Annotated in this window: 24 protein-coding genes; 21 read left to right on the top strand and 3 right to left on the bottom strand. The window is 43.6% G+C overall.

Features of this window, described 5'->3' with window-relative positions:
• The first annotated feature begins 133 nt into the window (after positions 1–133).
• The 16 genes from QNI29_RS01295 to QNI29_RS01370 all read left to right on the top strand — a co-directional run bounded on the left by QNI29_RS01295 (position 134) and on the right by QNI29_RS01370 (position 16376).
• The gene (locus tag QNI29_RS01295; protein ID WP_231419618.1) at positions 134–3385 is read left to right on the top strand and encodes a winged helix-turn-helix domain-containing protein; all 3252 of its coding nucleotides are present in this window, start codon (positions 134–136) and stop codon (positions 3383–3385) included.
• 157 nt (positions 3386–3542) lie between these two features.
• Positions 3543–4799, top strand: coding sequence for a substrate-binding domain-containing protein (locus tag QNI29_RS01300; RefSeq protein ID WP_231419619.1), 1257 nt, complete (start codon positions 3543–3545; stop codon positions 4797–4799).
• A 64-nt stretch (positions 4800–4863) separates the two neighbouring features.
• Entirely contained in the window at positions 4864–5631 is a 768-nt protein-coding gene (locus tag QNI29_RS01305) for an ABC transporter ATP-binding protein (protein ID WP_231419620.1), read from the top strand.
• On the top strand, positions 5615–6322 hold the full coding sequence (locus QNI29_RS01310; RefSeq protein ID WP_231419660.1) for an ABC transporter ATP-binding protein: 708 nt from the start codon (positions 5615–5617) through the stop codon (positions 6320–6322). The genes QNI29_RS01305 and QNI29_RS01310 overlap by 17 nt, the downstream gene beginning before the upstream one ends.
• A gap of 15 nt (positions 6323–6337) precedes the next feature.
• Entirely contained in the window at positions 6338–7198 is an 861-nt protein-coding gene (locus QNI29_RS01315) for a branched-chain amino acid ABC transporter permease (RefSeq protein WP_231419621.1), read from the top strand.
• Between the two features lie 6 nt (positions 7199–7204).
• Complete coding sequence (locus QNI29_RS01320) at positions 7205–8206, top strand: branched-chain amino acid ABC transporter permease (protein ID WP_231419622.1); 1002 nt, start codon at positions 7205–7207, stop codon at positions 8204–8206.
• A gap of 12 nt (positions 8207–8218) precedes the next feature.
• Positions 8219–8413, top strand: a complete 195-nt coding sequence (locus QNI29_RS01325; protein WP_231419623.1) for a hypothetical protein — start codon at positions 8219–8221, stop codon at positions 8411–8413.
• Between the two features lie 3 nt (positions 8414–8416).
• Complete coding sequence (locus tag QNI29_RS01330; protein WP_231419624.1) at positions 8417–9433, top strand: 3-oxoacyl-ACP synthase; 1017 nt, start codon at positions 8417–8419, stop codon at positions 9431–9433.
• Positions 9433–10353, top strand: a complete 921-nt coding sequence (phaZ, locus tag QNI29_RS01335; RefSeq protein ID WP_231419625.1) for an intracellular short-chain-length polyhydroxyalkanoate depolymerase — start codon at positions 9433–9435, stop codon at positions 10351–10353. Before QNI29_RS01330 ends, phaZ begins: the two co-directional genes overlap by 1 nt.
• Positions 10350–11090: a 3-oxoacyl-ACP reductase FabG gene (gene fabG, locus QNI29_RS01340; RefSeq protein ID WP_231419626.1), complete on the top strand. Its 741-nt coding sequence runs from the start codon at positions 10350–10352 to the stop codon at positions 11088–11090. The genes phaZ and fabG overlap by 4 nt, the downstream gene beginning before the upstream one ends.
• Positions 11091–11113: 23 nt before the next feature.
• Entirely contained in the window at positions 11114–11440 is a 327-nt protein-coding gene (locus QNI29_RS01345; protein WP_231419627.1) for a hypothetical protein, read from the top strand.
• A gap of 55 nt (positions 11441–11495) precedes the next feature.
• Positions 11496–13004 (top strand): class I adenylate-forming enzyme family protein, encoded by a 1509-nt coding sequence (locus QNI29_RS01350; protein ID WP_231419628.1) that lies wholly within the window; start codon positions 11496–11498, stop codon positions 13002–13004.
• Between the two features lie 68 nt (positions 13005–13072).
• Entirely contained in the window at positions 13073–13729 is a 657-nt protein-coding gene (locus QNI29_RS01355; RefSeq protein WP_231419629.1) for a DUF4396 domain-containing protein, read from the top strand.
• Positions 13730–13822: 93 nt separating this feature from the next.
• A complete protein-coding gene (locus QNI29_RS01360; RefSeq protein WP_231419630.1) occupies positions 13823–14935 on the top strand; it encodes a hypothetical protein in 1113 nt (370 codons plus the stop codon).
• A gap of 106 nt (positions 14936–15041) precedes the next feature.
• The gene (locus QNI29_RS01365) at positions 15042–15950 is read left to right on the top strand and encodes a YegS/Rv2252/BmrU family lipid kinase (RefSeq protein ID WP_231419631.1); all 909 of its coding nucleotides are present in this window, start codon (positions 15042–15044) and stop codon (positions 15948–15950) included.
• 30 nt (positions 15951–15980) lie between these two features.
• Entirely contained in the window at positions 15981–16376 is a 396-nt protein-coding gene (locus QNI29_RS01370; protein ID WP_231419632.1) for a FixH family protein, read from the top strand.
• Positions 16377–16450: 74 nt separating this feature from the next.
• Here the strand turns inward: QNI29_RS01370 and QNI29_RS01375 are convergent, their stop codons facing one another.
• Positions 16451–17068 (bottom strand): class I SAM-dependent methyltransferase, encoded by a 618-nt coding sequence (locus QNI29_RS01375; protein ID WP_231419661.1) that lies wholly within the window; start codon positions 17066–17068, stop codon positions 16451–16453.
• A 179-nt stretch (positions 17069–17247) separates the two neighbouring features.
• Between QNI29_RS01375 and QNI29_RS01380 the strand changes: the two genes are divergently transcribed.
• From QNI29_RS01380 to QNI29_RS01400, 5 genes are all read left to right on the top strand, one after another.
• Positions 17248–17709, top strand: a complete 462-nt coding sequence (locus QNI29_RS01380) for a MarR family winged helix-turn-helix transcriptional regulator (protein ID WP_231419633.1) — start codon at positions 17248–17250, stop codon at positions 17707–17709.
• A 162-nt stretch (positions 17710–17871) separates the two neighbouring features.
• On the top strand, positions 17872–18498 hold the full coding sequence (locus tag QNI29_RS01385; protein ID WP_231419634.1) for an SDR family oxidoreductase: 627 nt from the start codon (positions 17872–17874) through the stop codon (positions 18496–18498).
• 233 nt (positions 18499–18731) lie between these two features.
• Positions 18732–19016, top strand: a complete 285-nt coding sequence (locus QNI29_RS01390) for a glutaredoxin family protein (protein ID WP_231419635.1) — start codon at positions 18732–18734, stop codon at positions 19014–19016.
• 137 nt (positions 19017–19153) lie between these two features.
• Entirely contained in the window at positions 19154–19552 is a 399-nt protein-coding gene (locus QNI29_RS01395) for a YppG family protein (RefSeq protein WP_231419636.1), read from the top strand.
• 125 nt (positions 19553–19677) lie between these two features.
• Positions 19678–20955, top strand: a complete 1278-nt coding sequence (locus tag QNI29_RS01400; protein WP_231419637.1) for an MFS transporter — start codon at positions 19678–19680, stop codon at positions 20953–20955.
• 44 nt (positions 20956–20999) lie between these two features.
• On the opposite strand, the gene QNI29_RS01405 is transcribed toward QNI29_RS01400, so the two are convergent.
• On the bottom strand, positions 21000–21854 hold the full coding sequence (locus tag QNI29_RS01405) for a DegV family protein (RefSeq protein ID WP_231419638.1): 855 nt from the start codon (positions 21852–21854) through the stop codon (positions 21000–21002).
• A gap of 58 nt (positions 21855–21912) precedes the next feature.
• On the bottom strand, positions 21913–22821 hold the full coding sequence (locus tag QNI29_RS01410) for a DMT family transporter (protein ID WP_231419639.1): 909 nt from the start codon (positions 22819–22821) through the stop codon (positions 21913–21915).
• Positions 22822–22928: the final 107 nt, after the last annotated feature.

A 22928-nucleotide genomic window follows, 5' to 3' on the forward strand; every position in this document is an offset into this window, starting at 1 on the left:
AAATATTGCCTTATCCAGATCATTGGCTACTCTTTAGCTTAAAACGTCGAACGTTGCCTTGATATTTTGACAAAATCTCACAAACCTATATGTTAAAATGATAGAAAAGTCCGAAAATAAGTGAGGTGATTAGGTGTCTACTATCCCTATTATCCAAACGCAACTCAGGCCACCTGTAGCAGAAGACCGATTCGTCCGCCGATCCTCTTTGCAAAAGAAGATGGCATCCATCACAAGGTATCCCCTTATCTGTATGCATGGAGGAGCAGGGTATGGAAAGAGTACTGCTTTAACACTTTTTGTACAAGATAGTGGGCTCGATATAGCCTGGTATAGTGTCTCATCAAACGATGATGATCTTATTCCATTTCTAACAAAGTGGATCTATGCGCTGCGCTTTTTGGAGCCATCATTTGGGGAGCACATGCTTAGCGAACTGGATCGTTATCATCAAATTCACCAGAAGCATGAAATGGCCAGGTTGGTGTCTTTGATGATTAATGAACTCAATCAGATCGACCACCCCGTTTATTTCGTCATGGATGACTTTCATCATCTTCAACCATCTACCGCGATTAAAGAGTGGATGGAGCTCTTCCTTGAACACTTGCCTTCCCACGTACATATGATCTTAGCCAGTCGTAGCAAAATTCAATTCAATGTTCTAACCTCATTAAAAGTGAAGGGAAATCTTCTAGAACTAAACCAGGAAGACCTTCTCTTATCTCAAGAAGAAATGGGGCATGTCCTGGAGGATGTATACGGGTTACAAGTGGAAGAGAACGATCTAAAAGCCATTCATCGTACGACGGAAGGGTGGGCGATCGCGTTTGAGATGATCCTTCAACAGCTTCAAGCAGGAGTTCCTACGAGAGAGATTCTTCAAAATCACTCCTCTTCCTTGCAGGACTTATTTGATTACCTGGCCCAGGAAGTAGTTGCGAAACAATCTCTATTCGTTCAACAATTCTTGGAACAAACCGCTATTTTGGACGTGTTCTCAGCGGACGTTTGTGATAACGTTTTAGGAATGTCTGGGTCCAAACAAATGCTTGAGCAACTCGCTTCTCAACAATTATTTCTGCAACGCATCGATGAAACCCATTACCGCTATCACGCCCTTATAAAAATCTTTCTAGAAAATCGAATGAAACAAAAGGATCAGAATTCTTATATTACGCTTCACTCCGTTGCTGCGACGTACTATGAGAAAAATGGGGATATGGAAACCGCACTGTACCATGCTCATCGTGTAGCGGAAGGAAGGGTCGCAAGCATCCTCGAACGGTACGGGGAGACGATGATTCAGTCTGGGAAGTTACAGAGCCTCCACGATTCGATTCGTCTGTTATCAGAAGATGTAAAAGAGAATCATCCGATGCTTTGGTTCTATGAAGGTGAAGTGCTGCGCTACCGATCATCATATGAGCAGTCAGAAGCTTGTTATAATGCGATTTATCGTATAGGGAAAACAAGCAATGATGCCTATATCACGAGTCTCGCTTTAGAAGGAATGGCTCGCATTTATCTGGATACTATCCAACCAGAAAAGGGGGAGCGTTATTTACAGCAAGCGATCGAATACAGGGAGAAGGCTGAGGTAGCTAAAGAGGAAATGGCTCATCTCTACCACCTCTTAGCGGAGAATTTATTAAATGCTGGGCAAGCGCGTAAGGCTGAAAGTTGGTACAAGCGGGCGAAAGAACTTCATTTACCCCTGCAAGATGATAACTTCGAAGCGCGTTTATACTTGCGCACAGGTCGGCTAAACCAAGCGGAAAAGGTGCTCAAGTCAAGGAAGAAAAAGCAACCTCAAAACAACCACCTTCTCTTACCCCAATCTCACCGGGAAACGGATATCTTGCTATCTATTATTGCAGCCTTTATGGGGAAAGGGGAAGAAAGCAAGAAGCACGCGGAAGAAGGGATCCAACAAGGGATACAAGTACAGTCCCCCTTTGTGGAAGCTTGTGGTTGGATGCGTATTGGCCATGCTGTTCAGTTGTCCAATCACTATGAATCAGACCTGGCTGAGCGTTGCTATCAAACCTCCCTTGAAATGATGGAAACATTGAACGTTTCCCGGGGAAAAGCTGAACCTTATATGGGGCTTTGTGTGTTATACGGCGTTCAAGGTCAGTATGAGAAAGCAATGGAAACCGGAGAAAGAGGGCTATACGAAACGGAACACGTTCAAGACGTGTGGCTCTCAACACTAATTCAACTTTGTATGGCCATTGCTTCCGTTTATAGTAACAAGTACGAGCAAGCAGCAGAAAAACTAAACGGTATTGAAAAGCAATTCCATCAGTGCGGCGATCAATACGGATTAATGCTAACTTCTTACTGGAAAGCTTTTATCGATTGGAAAACTGGGGATGAAGAATCGTTTGAAAAAGAGATGAGAAGTTTCCTGCAACGGGTTCAAACAGGACAATATGAGTTTTTCTTAACAAACCGTACAACATTTGGACCTGTTGACTTGCAAAACACGGTACCGCTTCTTTTTAAAGCTCGCAGTCTGCACATTCATGAATCCTTTGTGACGATGTTCATTAAGAAGCTAGGCTATGGTAAGCGTGATACGCATCCAGGGTTTACGCTTCGTATTGAAACGTTCGGACCATTGAAGCTGTATATGGGAACGCGTGTCATTGTAGAAGAGGACTGGCAGCGAGGCAAGGCAAAAGAATTATTTGAACTCCTGATTACAAAACGAAAGCATTTAGTCAGGAAAGAGGAGATCTTATCTGCTTTGTGGCCTGACCAGGATGAAGAAAGTGCTAACCGGGGATTTAAGGTAGCGTTAAACGCTCTACTAAAAACGATCGAGCCTGATCGTAAAGCGAGAGGGGCGTCATTTTTTATCAAGAAAGAAGGAAGCGCTTACGGAATACATCCAGAATCAGGATACGAATTGGATAGTGCGCTGTTTGAGGAGTGGGTGGAAGCTGGATTACTCGAGCATAACCCTGATCAGGTAAAAAGTATGCTTGAGCGAGGCTTGTCGTTGTATAAAGATGATTATTTACCTGATCAGCGTTTATCTGATTGGTGTTTACACGAACGAGAGCGACTCCAAGTTTTATTCTTGCGGGGAGCTGAACGGTTGGCTCAATTTTGTGTGCGGTTAGAAGAATATGACACATGCATCCATTGGTGTGAACGTATTCTAAGGATAGACGCAACTTGGGAAGAAGCTTATCGATTAATGATGTTTAGCTACTACCAACGAAACAATCGTCCTCAAGCAATTAAGTGGTATCAGAAGTGCTGCAAGATCCTTGATGACGAACTAGGCGTTCCGCCAATGGAATCAACACAAGAGATGTTCCAGTTGATCCGAAAGGAAAGAACTGTTCAAACGTACGCGACTAAACCATAAGAAAAGCATGGAATGGCTGAACCGTTCCATGCTTTTTTCGTTTGGAAAATGATCCATAAGCGGTGATGAATCTGTTTGTAACTGTCTTGTAACTCCCTTCTTCTACGATAGAGCTATCCATAAAGATTGTTTAAATGAGGAGAAGGGGGAAGGTTAAATGAAACTAAAACGTGGGTTTGGGTTGTTGGTATTATTGATGTTATTGGTATTTGCAGCGGCGTGTAGCAGTGATGATGCTTCATCTGAGGGTACGGAAGATGAGACGGAAACGGGTGAAACAACAGATGGAAGTGAAGAAGAGGCTACATCAGGCGAACCGATCAAGATCGGTGTGCTTGCTTCCTTATCAGGGGCGCTCGAATCTTACGGAAAACAAACGAAGCAAGGCTTCGAGTTAGGGATTGAATATGCAACAGATGGAACGAACGAGATCGAGGGTCGTCCTATTGAGGTTGTATATGCTGATACAGAAACGGATCCAAAAGTAGCCAGACAAAAAGCAATCGGATTACTAGAAGACGATAAGGTGGATTTCTTAGTTGGATCGTCCAGTTCAGGAGATACGCTAGCGGTTCTGCCATTAGCGGAAGAGTATAAGAAAATCATGGTAGTTGAGCCTGCTGTTGCCGATAGTATTACAGGAAAGGACTGGAATAAATATGTATTCCGTACTGCACGTAACTCTTCCCAAGATGCTGTAGCAGGAGCGGCGGCCATTGCTAAAGATGGCGTAAAAATCGCTACCTTAGCACCGGATTATTCTTTCGGGCGTGACGGAGTAGCTGCATTCACGAAAGCGGCTAAAGATTTAGGTGCAGAGATTGTTCACGAAGAATACGCTGATCCGACGGCTACTGACTTTACAGCTAATATTCAAAAGATCATTCAGTCTGAGCCGGATTACTTGTTTGTCATTTGGGCAGGAGCGAACTCTCCTTGGAACCAGATCTCTGACATGAAACTTCAAGAAAAAGGCATTAAGATCTCTACTGGAGCACCGGATATTGCTGCACTTAGCACAATGAAGGAACTCGTCGGTATGGAAGGGTTCACGGTTTACTATCATACCCTTCCTGATAATGAAATTAACGACTGGTTAGTGGAGAAACATCAGGAGAAATATGATGCTGTACCTGACCTGTTCACACCAGGTGGTATGAGTGCGGCGTTATCCATTACAGAAGCATTGAAGAAGACAGGTGGAAAAGTAGACGCTGATGAATTGATTACCACCATGGAAGGGATGAGCTTTGAAACACCAAAAGGCACGATGACCTTCCGTGAAGAAGACCACCAAGCCCTTCAATCTCTATATAAGATTCGATTGGAAGAACAAGAGGGTGTAGATTATCCCGTTCCGGTTCTTGAGCGAGTGCTGACACCTGAAGAAACCGCTCCACCAATCCAAAACTAATTTGAGAGAACTTCGGCCAAATTTGCGCCGAAGTTCTTGTTTCATACCCGTAAGGAGGAAAGTTATGAGCTTTATATTGGAAACAAAGGAGTTAACGATCGCTTTTGGTGGGCACGTGGCTGTCGATCATATTTCTGTTCGGATCCCAGAGAAACAATTCACATCGGTCATCGGCCCAAACGGAGCTGGAAAGACGACCTTCTTTAATTTGCTAAGTGGTCAGCTTCAGCCAACCGAGGGAGAGATCTTTCTTAGAGGAGAACCGATTACAAAACTCCGCCCCACCAAGCGAACCAGAAAAGGAATTGGTCGTTCGTTTCAAATGACGAATGTCTTTCCAAACCTGACTGTGCTAGAGAATGTTCGGTTGGCAGTTCAATCTAGAAATCGTGTCCGTTTTCAAATGTTTCGTCACTTCAGTTCTTATAAAGAATTCGAAAGAGAAGCGATGGAGTTACTAGAACAGGTCCTGTTGCGAGAGAAAGCTCATTCTTTGGCAAGTAACTTGGCCCATGGTGAGAAGCGGAAGCTTGAGATTGCGATGCTTCTTGCCTTAGAAACAGACATTCTTCTGCTAGATGAACCAACAGCAGGGATGTCGATTGAAGAAGTGCCCGCCATCTTGGACGTTATTCGTTCCATTAAAGAGCGAGGGGACCGTACGATTGTTCTGATCGAGCACAAAATGGATATGATCTTAGATCTCTCTGATCAGGTTCTGGTTCTCTTTCACGGAGAACTTCTGGCTGAAGGATCACCAGAAGAAATTATGCAGAATACGACCGTTCAATCTGCGTACTTAGGAGGGTTATATGATGGAAGCTCTGCTTAGCGTAAAAGGGATTGAAACCTATATTGACCAGTTTCATATCCTGCATGATATCGGATTTGAGGTACCTAAAGGGGAAGTGACTGTTCTATTGGGGAGAAACGGGGCAGGCAAGACGACGACCCTTCGCACTATTATGGGACTGAACCCGGCAAGTCAGGGTCAGGTTACGTTTAAAGGAGAGGAGATTACGAAGCTCCCTCCTTACCAAATCGCCCGAAAAGGGATTGGATATGTCCCTGAGGACCAGGGGATCTTTGCTGGTTTAACAGTAGGGGAAAATATGAAAGTCTCGATGCAGAAAGAAGATGACGCCACCCTTGAACGGATGGAGTGGGTGCTTGAGTTATTCCCGGATCTTAAGAAGTTCTGGAAGAAGCCAGGAGGCCAGCTGAGCGGTGGACAAAAGCAAATGCTCTCCATTGCGAGAGCTTATATGAATGAAAATGAGCTTCTGTTAATTGATGAGCCAAGTAAGGGACTTGCTCCCATTATTGTGGAGAAAGTTATGGAGTCCATCCAGCAAATGAAGGAGAAAACCACAATCGTTCTTGTGGAGCAGAACTTTATGATGGCCAGTAAAATAGGTGATCGCTTCTATATTCTGGATGATGGTCAAACGGTCCATCAGGGCAGGATGAATGAACTGAATGAAAACGAAGGGCTCAGGAAGAAATACTTAGGAATTGCATAGTGGGGAGGTAGGGGTATGGATTTACTGCTTAGTTTAACAGTCAATGGTCTAGCTACTGGTATGTTAATTTTTCTATTAGCGGCAGGCCTCACACTTATTTTCGGATTAATGGATGTCTTAAATTTCGCTCACGGTGGCTTGTTTGCCTGGGGAGCCTATAGCGGGGTGTGGGTATATGATTTAACCGGCAATTTCTTTGTCGCGATTATAGGAGCCATTGTAACGGGTCTGTTACTTGGGTTGTTAACAGAGTATCTGATTATTCGACCTGTGTATGGAAATCATGTGCAGCAAATCCTGATCACGCTCGGGTTCATGATTGTATTATCTGAAATGCTGAAGGTCGTCTTTGGTCCCGATCAAAAAGCAGCTCAACCACCTGCCTTCATGGATGGATCCTTTATGGTGGGGGACGTTATTCTGATCAAATACCGTTTGTTTATTATTTTGGTGGGAGCGCTTGTTTACGCGATTACCTTCTATATATTAAGAAAAACGAAGATCGGATTAATTGTTCGAGCAGGAGTGATGGACAAAGAAATGGTGCAGTCACTCGGAATTAATATTCGCCTTGTCTTTATGCTTGTCTTTATGGTTGGTTCGGCACTCGCTGCGCTTGGCGGAGTGTTGCTCGCTCCTTATTCGGGTGTTATTTATGCTGAAATGGGTATGGAATTTGCCATCCTTGCTTTCATTGTGGTGGTCATTGGAGGGATGGGGAGCTTTACCGGGTCGCTCTTCGCAGCTATATTAGTCGGGTTAGCTCAGTCCTTTATGGCTTATTATTATTCGGACCTTTCGTTAGCGGTGAATATGCTGCTGATGGTGTCGGTACTTGTCTTTCGTCCACAAGGTTTATTTACGGGGAAGGGGTGATGGAAGGTGCGTCCACTTAAATGGGAGAGAAGCACAGGCATTTATCTATTGGTATTTTCGTTTTTTCTATTGGTTCCGTTTTTCTACGATAACCGAACGATTTTATTCTTAATGACGCAAATCTTTATCTTCGGCATATTTGCCATGAGCTATGACTTGTTGCTCGGGTTTACAGGAATCGTTTCATTTGGCCATGCGATGTTTTTTGGAATTGGGGCCTATAGCGTATCTGTCATCATCGATCGAAACGAACCAACAATGGGATATCTTCTGCTCGGAACCATTGTGGGCATTGTCATTGCGGGTGTTGTCAGTTTGCTTGCTGGTCTTCTTACATTACGGTTGAAGAGCCACTTCTACGCGATGCTCACACTTGCTCTTGCGGGGTTATTCCTTGTATTAGCAGAGAAATGGAGAGGAGTAACGGGGGGGAATGACGGGTTTACGATGCAGATTCCGGAATTCTTTAAGGACCGGGGGCACTTGTATCTGACTTGTCTCGTTTCTCTTATCGTTTTATTCTTTCTCGTTCGCCGATTCACCCAGTCTCCAACAGGGCGAGTGGTGATGGCCATTCGTGAGAACGAACAGCGAGTAGAATCCATTGGGTTCTCTATTATGTTCTACAAAGTAGCGGTAAGTGTCATATCTGGAATTGTGGCTAGCATTGCAGGCGTGCTCTACATTCTGTCTCTAAGGTTTGTGGACACGAGTGTGTTTGCAACAGACGTTACATTGGATGCCCTGTTAATGACCATTATTGGGGGAGTAGGTACACTCGTGGGTCCGTTAATTGGGGCAGGACTTATAGAAGTGGCTCACCATTACCTTTCTGAATTAGCAAGTGTTCACTGGATTTTTGAGAGATGGCTCATTCTATTTGGAATTGTGTATATACTGGCCGTTATCTTCTTCCCTCGAGGGATAGTGGGAAGCCTGCAGTACATGTGGGCCAAGAGGAGTGCGAAAAAGAAATCATCTTCAAAAGAAAAGGACTTAGCAAGTTAAGGGGGAGAAGAGATGAGTCAACCTGTTTCGTCGTTTGTTGTTCGGTTTCATCTAGCGAACGTGGATCCGAGAACCAAGGAGAAAACGTATCGAATTAAAGTAACTCACGTGCAGACAGAACATGAATCTACCTTTGATCTTCTGGATGAAGCTGTGCGCTATATGAAAGGTTCTGTTGATCGAGAAGGGCAACACGAGGAGGTGTAAAGGATGGAGTCGATCGGGATTATAAGTTCTGGCGTGTATTTGCCATCAGCAAGAATGAAAGGAACAGAGATTGCAAGAGAGGCAGGATTACCCGTTGATGTTGTCGAAGAAAAGTTAGGAATTAGGCAAAAACCAATTCCTGGACCGGAAGATCATACGTGTGAGATGGGCGTACGTGCAGCGAAAGAGGCACTTCGGAAGGCGAACGTTCACCCAAAAGAAATTGACCTTGTCATCTATATCGGAGAAGAGTACAAAGAATACCCGTTGTGGACCGCTGGGATTAAGTTGCAGGAAGAGATTGGAGCCAGGAATGCCTGGGCATTTGATGTCGCGATGAGATGTGGCACAACGATTATGGCGTTAAAAGTGGCCAAAAGTATGATGCTTGGTGATCCGTCCATTCAACACGTTCTGTTAGCTGGTGGCTACCGGAATGGAGATTTTATTCGCTATACCAATCCAAGAACAAGGTTTATGTATAACCTCGGTGCCGGCGGTGGAGCGTTTCTCTTAAAGAAAGGCGCTACAAACAATACGGTTCTTGAAACGTCTGTGATTAGTGATGGTTCTTTCTCAGAAGATGTCGTGGTCGTAGCTGGTGGAACAAAACATCCTTTAACGGCTTCGAATCTAGAAGACTATCAGCTTGATGTACTGGACCCGGATGGGATGAAACAACGTTTAGCAGATCAATCTATGGACAACTTTCTATATGTTATTCGAGATGCTTTAGAAAAGAGCGGATTTACAGAAGCGGATATTGATTATGTGGCGATGCTTCATATGAAGCGGTCTGCTCACGAATACGTACTAAAGTCATTAGGGCTGACACTTGAGCAGTCTGTTTATCTGGAAGACTATGGACACATCGGTCAAATCGATCAAATTCTCTCACTTGAATTAGCAGCAGAGCAAGGGAAATTGAAAAACGGAGATGTCGTTGTCCTTGTTAGTGCTGGCATTGGATACGCTTGGGGAGCTACAGTGATTAAATGGGGAAACCAGGAAGGGGATTGATGAATATGGTAAACGTTCATATGAAAAAGGTTCAATTGCCAAATGGAGAATCGTTAGGGTACAGGGAACGTGAAGGGGGCGATGAGGTCGTTCTGCTTCTTCATGGGAATATGACCTCTTCCAAACACTGGGATTTGGTGTTAGAGAAGATGGATGAGAAGTATAAAGTGTATGCTCTTGACCTAAGGGGATTTGGAGCCTCCACCTATTTGAATCCGGTTGAAACGATTGGGGATTTTGCCAAGGATGTCCACCAATTCGTAGAAGCATTGAACCTACGGGAGTTCGCCATCGTGGGTTGGTCTACAGGCGGGGCTGTGGCTATGGAATTTTGCGCGCGCTTTCCGAATTTTTGTAATCGCTTACTACTCCTTGCATCAGCATCTACAAGGGGGTATCCGTTCTTTGCTACAGGTGAAAATGGGCTGCCGGATCTTTCTAATCGACTAGAGACAATCGAGGAAGTGAGAAGGGATCCCGGGAAAACGATTCCCATTCAGCAGGCTTACGATGAAGGGAACGAAGCTCTTCTACAAGCTGTATGGAATTCGCTAATATATACTCATAATCAGCCAAGTGAGTCGTTATATCAAGCTTATACTGAGGACATGATGACGCAGCGGAATTTGGCTGAAGTCTACCAAGCATTGAACATCTTCAATATGAGTCATCATCATAATGGACTTGTAGAAGGAAACGGAATGGTAGATGACATCAATGTTCCTGTTCTTGTGATGAGAGGGGACCGCGACCAGGTGATTACAGCAAGAATGAATGAGGAACTTCTAGAAGATCTCGGGGACCGCGCTACATATGTCTCGCTGCCGAATTGCGGACACTCCCCCCTCATTGATGATTTAGGGTTGTTAGTAGAAACCATGGAACAATTTCTTGAGAAAAAGGAGAGACAACGCCAATGAGATTAGAAGGAAAAGTAGCTGTCATTACGGGGGCCGCTAATGGAATTGGACTCGAAGCGGCAAAGAGATTCACGAGTGAAGGGGCTAAAGTCATTCTGGCCGATTTCGATGAAGAAACAGGTTCGGCGAGAGAGAAAGAATTAAGAGAAAACGGTGCTGACGTTTTATTTGTGAAAGTGAATGTAGCAGACCGGGCGAGTGTTGATGCGCTTATGGAACAAGCTGTTCAAACCTATGGCAAAATCGATATTCTTGTAAACAACGCAGGCATCACGCGAGATGCTATGCTTTCCAAAATGACACCTGAACAGTTTCAGCAGGTAATCGATGTGAATCTGACAGGGGTCTTCCACTGTGCCCAGGCTGCTATGCCTCACATGGTAGAGCAAGGAAAAGGCAAAATCATCAACACCTCTTCCGTTACAGGTACATACGGGAATGTGGGGCAGTCCAATTATGCAGCAGCCAAGGCGGGCTTGATTGGTCTGACAAAAACATGGGCTAAAGAGCTTGGTAGAAAAGGCATTAACGTGAATGCAGTGGCACCGGGCTTTACGGAAACCGCAATGGTAGAACAAGTTCCGGAGAAAGTCATTGATCAGATGAAAACCATGGTTCCAATGGGCCGACTTGGGAGGCCAGAAGACATAGCCAATGCTTATCTTTACCTGGCCTCTGATGAATCGGATTATGTGAATGGACACACCCTCCACGTTGATGGCGGCATTATGATGTAAGTCTTGTCTAGGAAAGCCTCCACATGAATGCGGGGGCTTTTTTTGTGGAGAGAGGGAGCAGGGACGTCGAGAAAAGGAGCAGGGACGTCGAGAAAGCGAGCACACACGTCGAGAAAAGGAGCGGTGACGTCGAGAAAGGGAGCGCGGACGTCGAGAAAAGGAGCGGTGACGTCGAGAAAGGGAGCACGGACCTCGAGAAAAGGAGCGGTGACGTCGAGAAAAGGAGCAGGGACGTCGAGAAAAGGAGCGGTGACGTCGAGAAAAGGAGCAGGGACGTCGAGAAAGCGAGCACACACGTCGAGAAAAGAATCATTCAAATCTCTCAATTGCTTTTTGTAACTACGCTGTAACTCCCTTCTTCTACACTAAGATTATGAATCTATAGATGAACGAGGTGAGTAGGTTGTGAGATGTGAATTGGATTGGATAAAGAGTCGGGCGCGCTTGTTTCCGAAGGACAGAGCGGTCGTAGACTCAGCTACAAGAATGGAATGGACATTTGAGGACATCAACAACCGTGCTGAGAAGCTGGCTGCCTATCTGCTGGAGATGGGGGTTAAGCGAGGAGATCGGGTTGCGCTTTTTGCTCCTAACGATATAAGTTATTTTGATTTCTTATTCGCTTGTATGAAGAGCGGTGCTATATTTGTTCCGGTCAATTGGAGATTATCTGAGGAAGAAGTCGAGTATATTCTTGAGGATGCTACTCCTACTGTTGTTGGGGTCCACGATAGTCAAGCCACATTGGTAGAGAAGAAGAAAGATTACGTGATTGTGCCCATTACGAATGCAGCGTATGTGGATGGATTAGAGACTTCTGTGAAAACGGTAGATCAAATGGGGACAGAATCAGAGCCGTTAGCAATGATTTATACGGGAGGGACAACAGGGAAGCCCAAAGGAGCGATCCTTACGTATGATTCCATACGGTGGAATGCGTTAAACACGATTGTCAGTTGGAATTTGTGCAAAGAGGATACCACACTTACTTGTTTACCTATGTTCCATACAGGAGGACTGAATGCCCTGAGCCTGCCTGTTTTAATGGCTGGTGGAACCGTGGTCGTATCGAAAGTGTTTGAAGCCGAGCAAGCCGTGAATGATTTAATTCAATACAACTGTACCATTGCGCTGTTTGTGCCGACGATGTATCACATGATGATCCGGACAGAAGCGTTTAGAAGGGCCACATTTGATTCAATGAACGTGTTCCTTTCTGGCGGAGCGCCATGCCCCCTCACGATCTATCGGGCTTTCCATCAGAAAGGGTTACAGTTTAAAGAAGGATACGGACTAACGGAAGCGGGTCCAAATAACTTTTTTATTCATCCTGATGAAGCGGTAAAGAAGCCTGGTTCTGTGGGAAGAGCGATGGTCTTTAATGATGTGAAAATCGTTAAGGACGATGGAGGAGAGTGTCCTGCAGGGGAAGTCGGGGAGTTGCTACTAAGGGGACAGCATGTATTTAGTTTTTATTGGAACAATCCTGAGGCTACACAAGAGTCGCTCCAAAACGGCTGGCTTCATACAGGGGATCTTGCCCGTCAGGATAAGGATGGTTTTTTTTATATAGTAGGCCGGAAGAAAGAGATGATTATTACTGGAGGGGAGAATGTCTTCCCTCTTGAAATTGAACATTGGCTGTCTTCCTTAGAAGGAGTGAATGAAGTTGCCATTGTAGGGCTTTCAGACAACAAGTGGGGGGAAGTTGTCACGGCCTTTGTATCTCTTCATTCAACAAGCAGCCTAACCGAAGAGGATTTAAGGGAGCATTGTGCGTTAAAGTTATCACGCTATAAGATTCCTAAAGCGTTCCATATCATAGATGAATTGCCCAAAACCCATGTTGGGAAGATTGACAAGAAAGCTCTTCAAGCCAATGATGTAAACCAATCCTCAAGCCATCACTCATAGAAAAACGTTTATGCTAACACCTCTAGGGGGTATCGATTTATACAAATCGAAAAAAAGAGGTGGCGAAGATGTTATCAACGATTGCTTGGATTGCTTTAGGAATTGGTTTAGTATCTTCTCTTATCATTATTGTAGACGTAATCCGTCACCCTCAAATGATGGCCATTATGAATGTCGTCTGGCCCATTAACGGGTGGTTTCTTGGCCCCTTCGCGGTCTGGACCTATTATAAATGGGGACGATTGAAGGCGAAGGATTTAGACCGCGAGGACAATCGTGGTAAGGGAGCTCAAGTGTTTATGTCGACAAGCCACTGTTCAAGTGGTTGTACATTAGGAGATGCGGTAGGAGTGCCTATTGTATTCTTTACGAGCCTTACAGTAGCAGGGTCCACGCTCCTTGCGCACTATACGGTTGAGTTTATAGCGGCCTACTTATTCGGAATCTTATTTCAGTTATTTGCGATCTACCCTATGAATCAAGAAGCGGGTATACTGGGAAATTTAAAAGATGCTGTAAAAGCAGATACATTATCATTAATTGCTTTTGAGATTGGGATGTTTGGATGGATGGCCATTGTCCATTTCGTATTATTCCAACAACCACCAAAGCCTGATCAGGCAACCTATTGGTTCATGATGCAAATTGCTATGATTTTAGGATTCCTAACGAGCTATCCTGCTAACTGGTGGCTCGTGAAAAAAGGAATCAAAGAAGCAATGTAATGAAAAAACACTCTCTTAATGGGAGTGTTTTTTAGCGTTCCTCATTTCCAAATTTTGATATAATGAAGGTATCCTACTTGAGGAGGGATGGTTATGAATCCCACGGTATCAAAGAAGCCCGTTGCTTGGTTTCGTCTCTTCTTGATTATGGGGCTAGTGTTGCTCCCGAATCTTTTAGTACAAAAATTTGAACTAGCGGGAACGGTTACGAGTGGGGCAGTATGGGGAACGGCAGTCGACTTGTTAATTGTTTTTCCTTTGGCATGCTATTTCTTCGTCTTAAGGAGACGGCCTTCGCTGATCGTTTTTGTGCCCCTGATGTTTGCTGGGCTTATGGCGCTCAATTGGATAGTTCCTGACTATGCCAGAGAGCATTTGTGGTGGATTAATCGATCGTTAATTGTTGTAGAAGCCTCCATTATCTTTATTGAACTCCTTTTGTTTATTTGGGTGATTCGCTATCTCCCGGTTATTAGAAGATCGATACGAGAAGCCCGGTCCTCTTATTATCATCTTTCCATGAGTACGGTTAAAGGGATTGAGAAAGCATTCGCTAATGTAACTGGCAGAAGGAAAACGATGCAAAGAGTGTTAGGATTCCTGATTACAGATTTGTCCGCTTTTTATTATGTGTTTGCAGGAAAACGAGAAGACGTTAAGCGATACACCACGGCTCCTGTATTCTCGTACCATAAGAACAGTGAGTACCTAGGGGTCTTTATTATGATTGTTCATGGCCTTCTGATCGAGATTATCGGGGTTCACTTCTTAGTATCTCAATGGAGCCATACAGCAGCTTGGATTGTAACCCTATTAGACATCTATGCTTTGATCTTTGTCGTGGCAGATTATCAGGCCATACGTAAATCACCCATTATTCTTGATCATAAAGGGATACACATTCAAAAAGGTTTACGGTTTTTCACCTTTATTCCTTATGAATCTATTCAAGACATTCATCAAACAACTGTAACAGCGAAAGAATGTGAAAAGGATAAGGAAGCCGTTTCCTTAACGCTCCCCTCATTAGAAACTCAACCTCCTCAATGGACCATTCAACTAGAAGAGCCCGTGGACGTTCGTCTCGTTTTTGGATTATCCAAAAAAGTAGAAAGAATTCATATTACAGTAGATGAGCCGAATTGTTTCTTAGAGATCTTCAAGAATGCTCGAGGGATTTCAGGTTCGAATGAACTAGGGGAATAACCAGCCACCTTCAAATCAGCCTTTCCTCCCTTTTGAACTGGTTTCATTAGCGGCATAAAAGGAAATGATACGTATAGACCTATTGCTCATGATTGGGGGAAGGAAAATGATTCAGTATAATAAGGGGCTTTTCTTATATAATGGGGATGCTGGGCCGGATCAAATGAATGAGAAACTCTCAGTGGCTCTTCCGGTCTTATCCCAACACGTTGAAGAACTGCGTGTAGTTCAAACGAAAAGTCCAGAGGATTTAAAGGAAAAATGTAAGGAATACGGGGAAGAAGTTGAAGTCATTTATATACTAGGAGGAGATGGGACGGTTCATGACAGCGTTAATGCCTTGGCGCAATTGGAGAATCGCCCTGTAATTGGCGTATTACCTGGAGGCACGTGTAACGATTTCACTAGAATGCTAGGCATGCCTCAGAATATAAAAGCCGCCGCCCAAGCTTTGGTGGATGGACGTGTTGCGCCAGTGGACGTTGGAGAAATTCAAAACGAAGGGTATTTCCTGAATTTCTGGGGGATTGGACTCGTGACCGATACGTCTTTAAATATAGACCCTGCTCAGAAGGACCGTTTTGGAGTTTTGAGTTATTTCATTAGTGCTGTAAAAACCATGAATGCATCAGAACCTTCACGTTACAAGATTACAATCGACCAAGATGATGTGTATGAGGAAGAAGGCGTGATGGCGCTCGTTATGAACGGCCAGTACATAGGCACGCGATATGTACCTGTACCTGGGCTAAATGTAAATGATGGGAAGCTCGATGTTTTAGTAGTAAAGAACTCTAATTTATCGACGTTCAAAGAGTTAATTAACATGAATCAGCCAGGGAAGGATACCGACGATTTAAAGGGCATCTTTCATAGACAAGCTTCAGAAGTGAAAATAGAAACAGAAAATGAACAAGAAGTGGACACCGACGGGGAAATCTATTTGAAGACCCCTGGTCATATTAAAGTCCTGCCGAACCATCTGCGCATGATTTTTCATCAAACGCAACAATAAGAAGAAAGAGTGAGAGAATTGTCTAGATCGTTGAATATTCTATTTATTCTTGGATTCTGCCTCATGGCACTTGCAGCTTGTGGGTCAGAAGGTGAAGCATCTGGGTCTGAATCAGATAAGCCGATTACAGCTAAGATTCTAACGGTACCTGAAGAGTTGACCACTGAGCAAATTTCTACGTTGCAAGTAAAGGTTAGTCAAGGGGATCAGAAGGTCGATGAGGCCAAGAAAGTTACTATTAAATGGGCAAGAGAAGGGGAAGAACCTTCTGACGAGAAGCCCTCACAGAAACAAGGAAATGGTTTATATTCTATTCAGCACACCTTTGATGAAGCGGGCACTTATAGGGTAGTTGCTGTTGTAGAAGTGAATGGGCAGCACAAGGAAGTGGAAAAGGAAATCGAAGTAGAGGAACCAAATGATTAATACCAGCGATGTGATCACTAAAAAAAGCATTGATTTCAATTCAATGCTTTTTAACATCCCTCGAGCGCGATTCTTTAGTTAGATTTCTTGCACACCGCTATTCCCAGGGGATAATGGACCTCTTGGCGAGGGGGTTCGATGAGCACACCTTTTTGATAATAGAATTGAACCTCTTCAAAGTTCGTGAAAAGTTGGTGGAATTCTTCAGGTGTAATTTGGTGGACGTGGAAAGGTGAATAACAATCTACTCCCCGTCCTTCTCCAAATGGTGTGGAAACGATAAGAGTGCCACCTGTTTTTAGTAACCGTTCGTAGTTTTGGAGGAGTTTATCCTCCTCTTCTATATGTTCATAAGTTTCAAAGCTTACAATAGTATCAAATGTACCTAGCTGTTCCGGTAAATTTACATCTGTGGCGTCGGCTACTCGGAATTCGGATTTTGGATGATAATAGGCGCCTTTGGCGTATTGAATAATCTTAGGGTCGATATCCACCCCGATCATTTCAGAAACGTCGTCTTTACGATCTTTAATCATCATATGAGTTCCGTACCCTGAGCCACATGATAGGTCGAGTACGCGACCTGTTACATAAGGCAATGCAAATTGATAACGCGCCATGTGTTCTAGTAACATGCCGTTTGATGGTTTCATATATGCTGGGATGACTCGTTCTCCCGTATCTTCTACCATTTTTTTATACACCGCTTTCTAAGAGTGTGGTATAGTGCAACTAGCTTCTTCTTCCTATTATGCCACAGATTCGAATAGAGTAAAAAGAACAGAGAACCTACATAAGAAGGATTGACAATAAATTGAAATGGTCGCTATACTTTTACTAATGCACCATTATAATAGAAAGGCTGAGTAAAGTGGATCAATCACAGAACTATCAAGCGAAAAAAGAAGATCCATCATTGAAGTTGTTTGTTGTTCTCTCTAAAGCATCTCGGGCAATTTCAGACCGTGTAAAAGAAGATATCCAAACTCATGGATTAAACCCGACGGAGTTTGGTGTATTAGAGTTGCTTTATCATCAAGGGGACCAACCATTACAAAAAATTGGTGATAAAATCTTATTAGCAAGCGGTAGTATCACCTATGTGGTCGATAAATTACAGCAAAAAGGCCTATTAGACCGAAAACCGTGCCCGAAAGATCGCCGAATTACGTACGCTGCCATCACAGAAGATGGCCGTGAATTATTGAATACAATCTTTCCGAGTCACTGGGAGCAAATCGAAGAAATTACGGGTGGCCTAACGGATGAAGAGAAAAAGCAACTGATCCCTATGCTGAAAAAGTTAGGGAAATATGCTGATGAATTAAAATAGAGGGAAGAAAGGCCTGGCTCATACTTGAGGCGGGTTTTTTTGTGTCGTTTAATCTTTGCAGAGTAGAGGAATGGGAGTCACTTAATTAAGCATCCAATTGTTTATCCTTTAGTCCCCTCGGGAATGAAGAATATAGAATTTGCACAAGGAGGGTGACTTTTCATGAAAGTACTTGTTATTGGAGCAAATGGTCAAGTTGGAAAACATGTTGTTGATAAATTAAATTACTATAACCACGAACCGGTTGCGATGGTTCGAAAGGAAGATCAGGTTCCATACTTTGAGGAGCGTAATGTTCAAACCGTGATAGGTGATTTAGAGAAAGATTTTTCTCACGTCTATAACGGGGTAGATGCGGTGATCTTCGCAGCTGGATCGGGCCCGAATACCGGATCTGATAAGACGATTATGATTGACCAGGAAGGTGCCATTAAATCAATGGAACTTGCTGAAGAAAAGGGCGTATCCCGTTTTGTACTGCTAAGTTCAATGGCGGCAGATCGTCCTGAAATGGGGCCTGAAGAGTTGAAGCATTACCTATATGCAAAAGGCCGTGCTGACGAACATCTTCGCAACACGTCCCTGCAATACACCATTGTTCGCCCGGGGGGCTTAACCAATGAACAAGGCACAGGAAACGTTCAAGCCGAAGAGCATTTAAATGAAGGAACCATTCCTCGTGAAGATGTAGGGAATGTGTTAGCTTTCATCCTCACAAATGACAATGTCATTGGTAAGAGCTTTGATTTATTAAGTGGCGACACCGATGTGAAAGAGCTATTTGCGTAAAGAGGTCCAGGGCCTGTCTTATTCAATAAGGCAGGCTTTTTTAGTGCTAGATGGGTCCATCGAACTGTTTCCTATTGGCAGAGCACTATGAAACCTTCAATATTTCGACAATAAGTTGCAAAAAAGATGTTTATTTTTGATTGAGTCGGGTACACACAAGTAGAATACAACGGATGCTATGCTTTGGGAAAATAGATGGTTAGGTACAAAGGACCAACGATAGGGGGCTCATCGTGAGTAATCAACAAGTAGTGGTGTATACAAGTAATGGATGTCATCATTGTGACAATGTGAAGAGTTTTATGGAAGAATGGAACATTCCTTATACGGAGAAGAACATCTCCACAAGCAAAGAGCACTATAAAGAAATGCGATCCAATCGTGTATACGGTACGCCGGCTACATATGTAGGGGACCAAGTGATTTTAGGCTTTCAAAAGCGTAAGCTGAAGAAAGTGTTAAATATCGACGAGGTTACCTCTTATTTTCGACAAGGCGCTATGGGGCTAAATAAATAACAATGAAAAGAAGAGGCGTAGACCCTCTTTTTTTTATATCTAAATTTAGTGATCTGTGCGATTCACCTTTCACAATTTTTCTCCTTTCACATAGGCTAGGAGTGGATAAAGAAGAAAGTATAGGAGGTGTGCAGATCATGAGACGAAGACCCCCTAATGTACAGGGAAGTCCTACTCATCCATATGGCCCTTATCCGATGGAAATGCCTTGGGAAAATCAGCATTTTCCTAATCAACCTTCCGTCTCACAAGGAGCTCAATTTCATGCACCCCCAGGCTACCAAAATCCATATGAACAATTCGCAAAACCCCCGCAGCCAAATCAATGGGATCCTTACTATTCCTTGCAACAACAATCGCCGATGAATGGGCAACAACAGAAGCCGCCTGGTATGATGCAGTATTTTCAAGATAAGAACGGACAGCTCGACCTCGATAAGATGTTATCTACAATGGGGCAAGTCGCAAATACAGCTAATCAATTCAGTCCGCTCATGAAAGGGCTCGGCACGTTTATTAAAGGATTTAAGGTGTAAAGAAGTTCCCGGCTGAAGCGGGAGCTTTTTTTGTTTTAGGAGCTAGCTTTTGCTTTGCATTGGCTTATGGAAACGTCTACCATGATAGGAGATATAGATGAGAAAAGGTGAAAGGGTGAGGCAGCATGAATGCACACAATCAGGTAGGACAAGCGCCAGTTAAAACACCGTTCTATTACGGATGGGTGATTGTATTAATAGCCGGATTAAGTGTCTTCTTTTCTGGGCCGGGGCAGACCTACTCCGTATCCATATTTATTGAGAGTTACATAAGTGACTTTGAGTATTCTCGTTCTTTTGTTTCGGCGCTTTATTCCACTGCTACCTTAATTGCGGGGTTAACCCTCTTTATGGTAGGTAGGCTGGTAGATCGTCTGGGGCAAAGAATTATGATGGCATCAGTTGGTCTTCTCTTAGCGGTCGCGTGTTTCTGGAATAGCTTTATGATTGGTCCTGTTATGATGTTTCTTGGTTTCTTTATGCTTCGATTATTTGGACAAGGGTCGATGACGCTTATTCCAAACACCCTTGTCCCTCAGTGGTTTATTGGTAAGAGGGGAAGAGCTTTAAGTGTAATGGCGATCGGAGGTTTCTTAAGTTCAGCCTTACTGCCACCATTAAATACGTGGTTAATTAACGAATTCGGATGGCGTACTACATGGACCATTTGGGGTGTGGCTCTAGCGGTTATTTTCGTGCCATTGGCCATTTTCTTAGTCAGAAACCAACCTAAGGATATTGGTGAAATTCCGGATGGGACGCCTAAGCACAAAGACCTTGAGAATAACCCAAATGTCGAAGTGAACGAAGAGAACTGGACCCTTTCTGAGGCTATGAAAACACGGGCATTCTGGCTGATCTTGTTCTGTGTCAGCGTTCCGGCGCTCGTAAATACGGGGGTCACGTTCCATTTAGTCTCTATTGTGCAGGGGAAGGGGCTATCCAATGAGCTTGCAGCGCTTGTGCTGACTTTAATGGCTGTTATTGGCTTTCCGATTACGTTCGTCGTGGGGTATCTGGTAGATCGCATTTCGGTGCATTACGTCTTAGCCATTACGTTTGCAGGTCATATCCTTGCACTCTTCATTTTACTCCAAGTGAACTCAACCACAGGGATCATTCTTTATGGAGTAGTGTGGGGCTTTGTGAACGGGTTTGAACGGATTGTTTTAAGTATCGTCTGGCCGAACTATTTTGGCCGGGAGCATTTAGGGAGTATTAAAGGATTGGCTCAAACCATTATGGTGTTAGGTTCTGCTTTTGGACCTCTTCCATTTGGGCTATATTTTGACTGGTTTGGAGGATATGAAGGGATCTTGTGGATTATGATTCTATTTCCGTTTCTGGCGATGGTCTTTTCGCTTCTTTCTCCTAAACCGAGCTACCAGGCTTATCATGGATAATAGAAAACGGGGCGAAATCTGATCAGATTTCGCCCCGTTTTTACTTAGTCTTTAAAGAAGGAGATGACAAATCCACCTTCGCCAGCGTGTGTGGCGATGAGAGGACCCATTTCCACAAGCATGGATTCTTTAAAGGAATATTTATCTTTCATTTCTTGAAGAAGCTTCTTCGCTTTGTCTTCGGCGTTACTGTAAGACATCGTGATCACTTTATTCTCAAAGTCCTTTGAGTACTCTCCGATTTGGTCGATGAAACGACGGACCGCTTTTTTGTTCCCGCGAACTTTCTCCGTGACTTCAATCGTCCCTTCAGGACTGCCGTGCATAAGGATTTTGATATTTAAGGTTTTCGCAATGGCTCCTTTGAACCGGCTTAAGCGACCGCTTTTCATTAAGTTCTCAACCGTGCGAAGTAAGATAAGAGTTGCTAACTTACTAATACGTTCGTGCATGTGATCGGTTAACTCCTCGAGTGTATACCCCTCTTCGATTCGTTTTCCGGCTTCATCCACTAACAAGGTCATGCCTGAAGTAGCTGTTCGTGAATTGATCACTTCAATCTTACGCTCAGGTTCTTCTTCTAGAAGCATATCTTTTGCGAGTAAAGCATTTTCGTAGGTGGTACTTAATTCTTTTGATAACGAGATCATAAGGATCGGTTTGTCTGGATCCACTGCTTTATAAGCTTCATAAAAAGCGTATGGGCTTGGAGCTGATGTGCGTGGAAGCTCTTCAGCTTGTCTCATCTTCTCATAAAAAGTGGGGGTATCAATATCGACTCCACCTAAGAATTGCTCGTCCCCAAAATGGATGTTGAGGGGGATGAAATGAACGTTGTAACGGTCCAATAAGTCCTTTGGAAGATCTGCTCCTCCATCTGTCATGAGTTGAATATTCATGCGTTCACCTGCTTTAAAAATTTTTTCGGATGGAATATTTCTATATGGTAAAGGATATTCAAATGTCTTCCTTAATAGAAATCTGTTTGGATTTCTTTGAAGTGCTGTAGATAAACAAACTTAATCCTACGATGACAATAACGCCTCCTAGCCATTGAGACCATGATATGGTTTCACCGAGAATAAGGTAAGCTAAAAGGGAAGCCCCTACGGGTTCGAATACAATGCTCATCGAAATGGTTGAGGTACTTAGCCACTTTAAAGCCCAATTAAATAGCGTGTGACCTAAAAAGGTAGGTATGACAGCTAATGCTAAGAAAATAAACCAGTATGTTGTAGGATACCCTGAAAATGGATTCTGTAAAATGACGTTATAAAGAATAAGCGTAATGGTACTGATTCCATATACAATAAACGTATATGTCATAAGGGAAAGGCGTTTTCTGATCGTTTGTCCTAATAAGAAATAGCCTGTGACCATGATGGCCCCTAATAAAGCCAGAATATCCCCGAAAAGGGCTAATCCACTTATCTGAAAGTCTCCCCAACTAATGACGACGCTACCTGTAATTGCAATTAGCATACTAAGGATAGCTCCAGCTGTAAACCTTTCTTTAAAGAAAATAAAGGTTCCGATAAAAGCAAATATGGGTTGGAGCGTGACTAATACAACTGAACTTGCAACAGATGTATAGTTTAAAGACTCAAACCATAGGATAAAATGAAAAGCAAGGAAGACGCCGGCTGCTATCGAGAGAGTCCAATCTCGTTTTGTGATGGACCTAAATTCATGTCGGTGCTTGGTTAACACAAAGGGAGCCATAAGAAGTACGGCGAATAGTAAGCGATATTGAGCGATTATAGACGCTGGGGCTGCTGAGGCCAATTTGACGAAAACGGCTGCAGTAGAAACGGAGAGCACTCCGATGATGATGGCTATATAGGGGTTAAATGGTGGTTTGTTCAATTTTTAGCCCACCTCCATCGAATTCGTTAGCGTTTATCTTATTTTACCATTGATCAAAAGGTAAGGATACTTTAAACTTGCATGAATTGCCGGATTGAAAACAGTGT

The sequence above is a fragment of the Pontibacillus chungwhensis genome (assembly GCF_030166655.1).
In the GTDB taxonomy this organism is placed as follows: Bacteria; Bacillota; Bacilli; order Bacillales; family BH030062; genus Pontibacillus.

Excerpts from the sequence above, each read along its gene's own strand:
- QNI29_RS01300 (WP_231419619.1), top strand. The coding sequence starts at position 3,543 with ATGAAACTAAAACGTGGGTTTGGGTTGTTGGTATTATTGATGTTATTG.
- QNI29_RS01305 (WP_231419620.1), top strand. The coding sequence starts at position 4,864 with ATGAGCTTTATATTGGAAACAAAGGAGTTAACGATCGCTTTTGGTGGG.
- QNI29_RS01310 (WP_231419660.1), top strand. The coding sequence starts at position 5,615 with ATGGAAGCTCTGCTTAGCGTAAAAGGGATTGAAACCTATATTGACCAG.
- QNI29_RS01315 (WP_231419621.1), top strand. The coding sequence starts at position 6,338 with ATGGATTTACTGCTTAGTTTAACAGTCAATGGTCTAGCTACTGGTATG.
- QNI29_RS01325 (WP_231419623.1), top strand. The coding sequence starts at position 8,219 with ATGAGTCAACCTGTTTCGTCGTTTGTTGTTCGGTTTCATCTAGCGAAC.
- QNI29_RS01330 (WP_231419624.1), top strand. The coding sequence starts at position 8,417 with ATGGAGTCGATCGGGATTATAAGTTCTGGCGTGTATTTGCCATCAGCA.
- phaZ (WP_231419625.1), top strand. The coding sequence starts at position 9,433 with ATGAATATGGTAAACGTTCATATGAAAAAGGTTCAATTGCCAAATGGA.
- fabG (WP_231419626.1), top strand. The coding sequence starts at position 10,350 with ATGAGATTAGAAGGAAAAGTAGCTGTCATTACGGGGGCCGCTAATGGA.
- QNI29_RS01345 (WP_231419627.1), top strand. The coding sequence starts at position 11,114 with ATGAATGCGGGGGCTTTTTTTGTGGAGAGAGGGAGCAGGGACGTCGAG.
- QNI29_RS01355 (WP_231419629.1), top strand. The coding sequence starts at position 13,073 with ATGTTATCAACGATTGCTTGGATTGCTTTAGGAATTGGTTTAGTATCT.
- QNI29_RS01360 (WP_231419630.1), top strand. The coding sequence starts at position 13,823 with ATGAATCCCACGGTATCAAAGAAGCCCGTTGCTTGGTTTCGTCTCTTC.
- QNI29_RS01365 (WP_231419631.1), top strand. The coding sequence starts at position 15,042 with ATGATTCAGTATAATAAGGGGCTTTTCTTATATAATGGGGATGCTGGG.
- QNI29_RS01375 (WP_231419661.1), bottom strand. The coding sequence starts at position 17,068 with ATGGTAGAAGATACGGGAGAACGAGTCATCCCAGCATATATGAAACCA.
- QNI29_RS01385 (WP_231419634.1), top strand. The coding sequence starts at position 17,872 with ATGAAAGTACTTGTTATTGGAGCAAATGGTCAAGTTGGAAAACATGTT.
- QNI29_RS01395 (WP_231419636.1), top strand. The coding sequence starts at position 19,154 with ATGAGACGAAGACCCCCTAATGTACAGGGAAGTCCTACTCATCCATAT.
- QNI29_RS01400 (WP_231419637.1), top strand. The coding sequence starts at position 19,678 with ATGAATGCACACAATCAGGTAGGACAAGCGCCAGTTAAAACACCGTTC.
- QNI29_RS01405 (WP_231419638.1), bottom strand. The coding sequence starts at position 21,854 with ATGAATATTCAACTCATGACAGATGGAGGAGCAGATCTTCCAAAGGAC.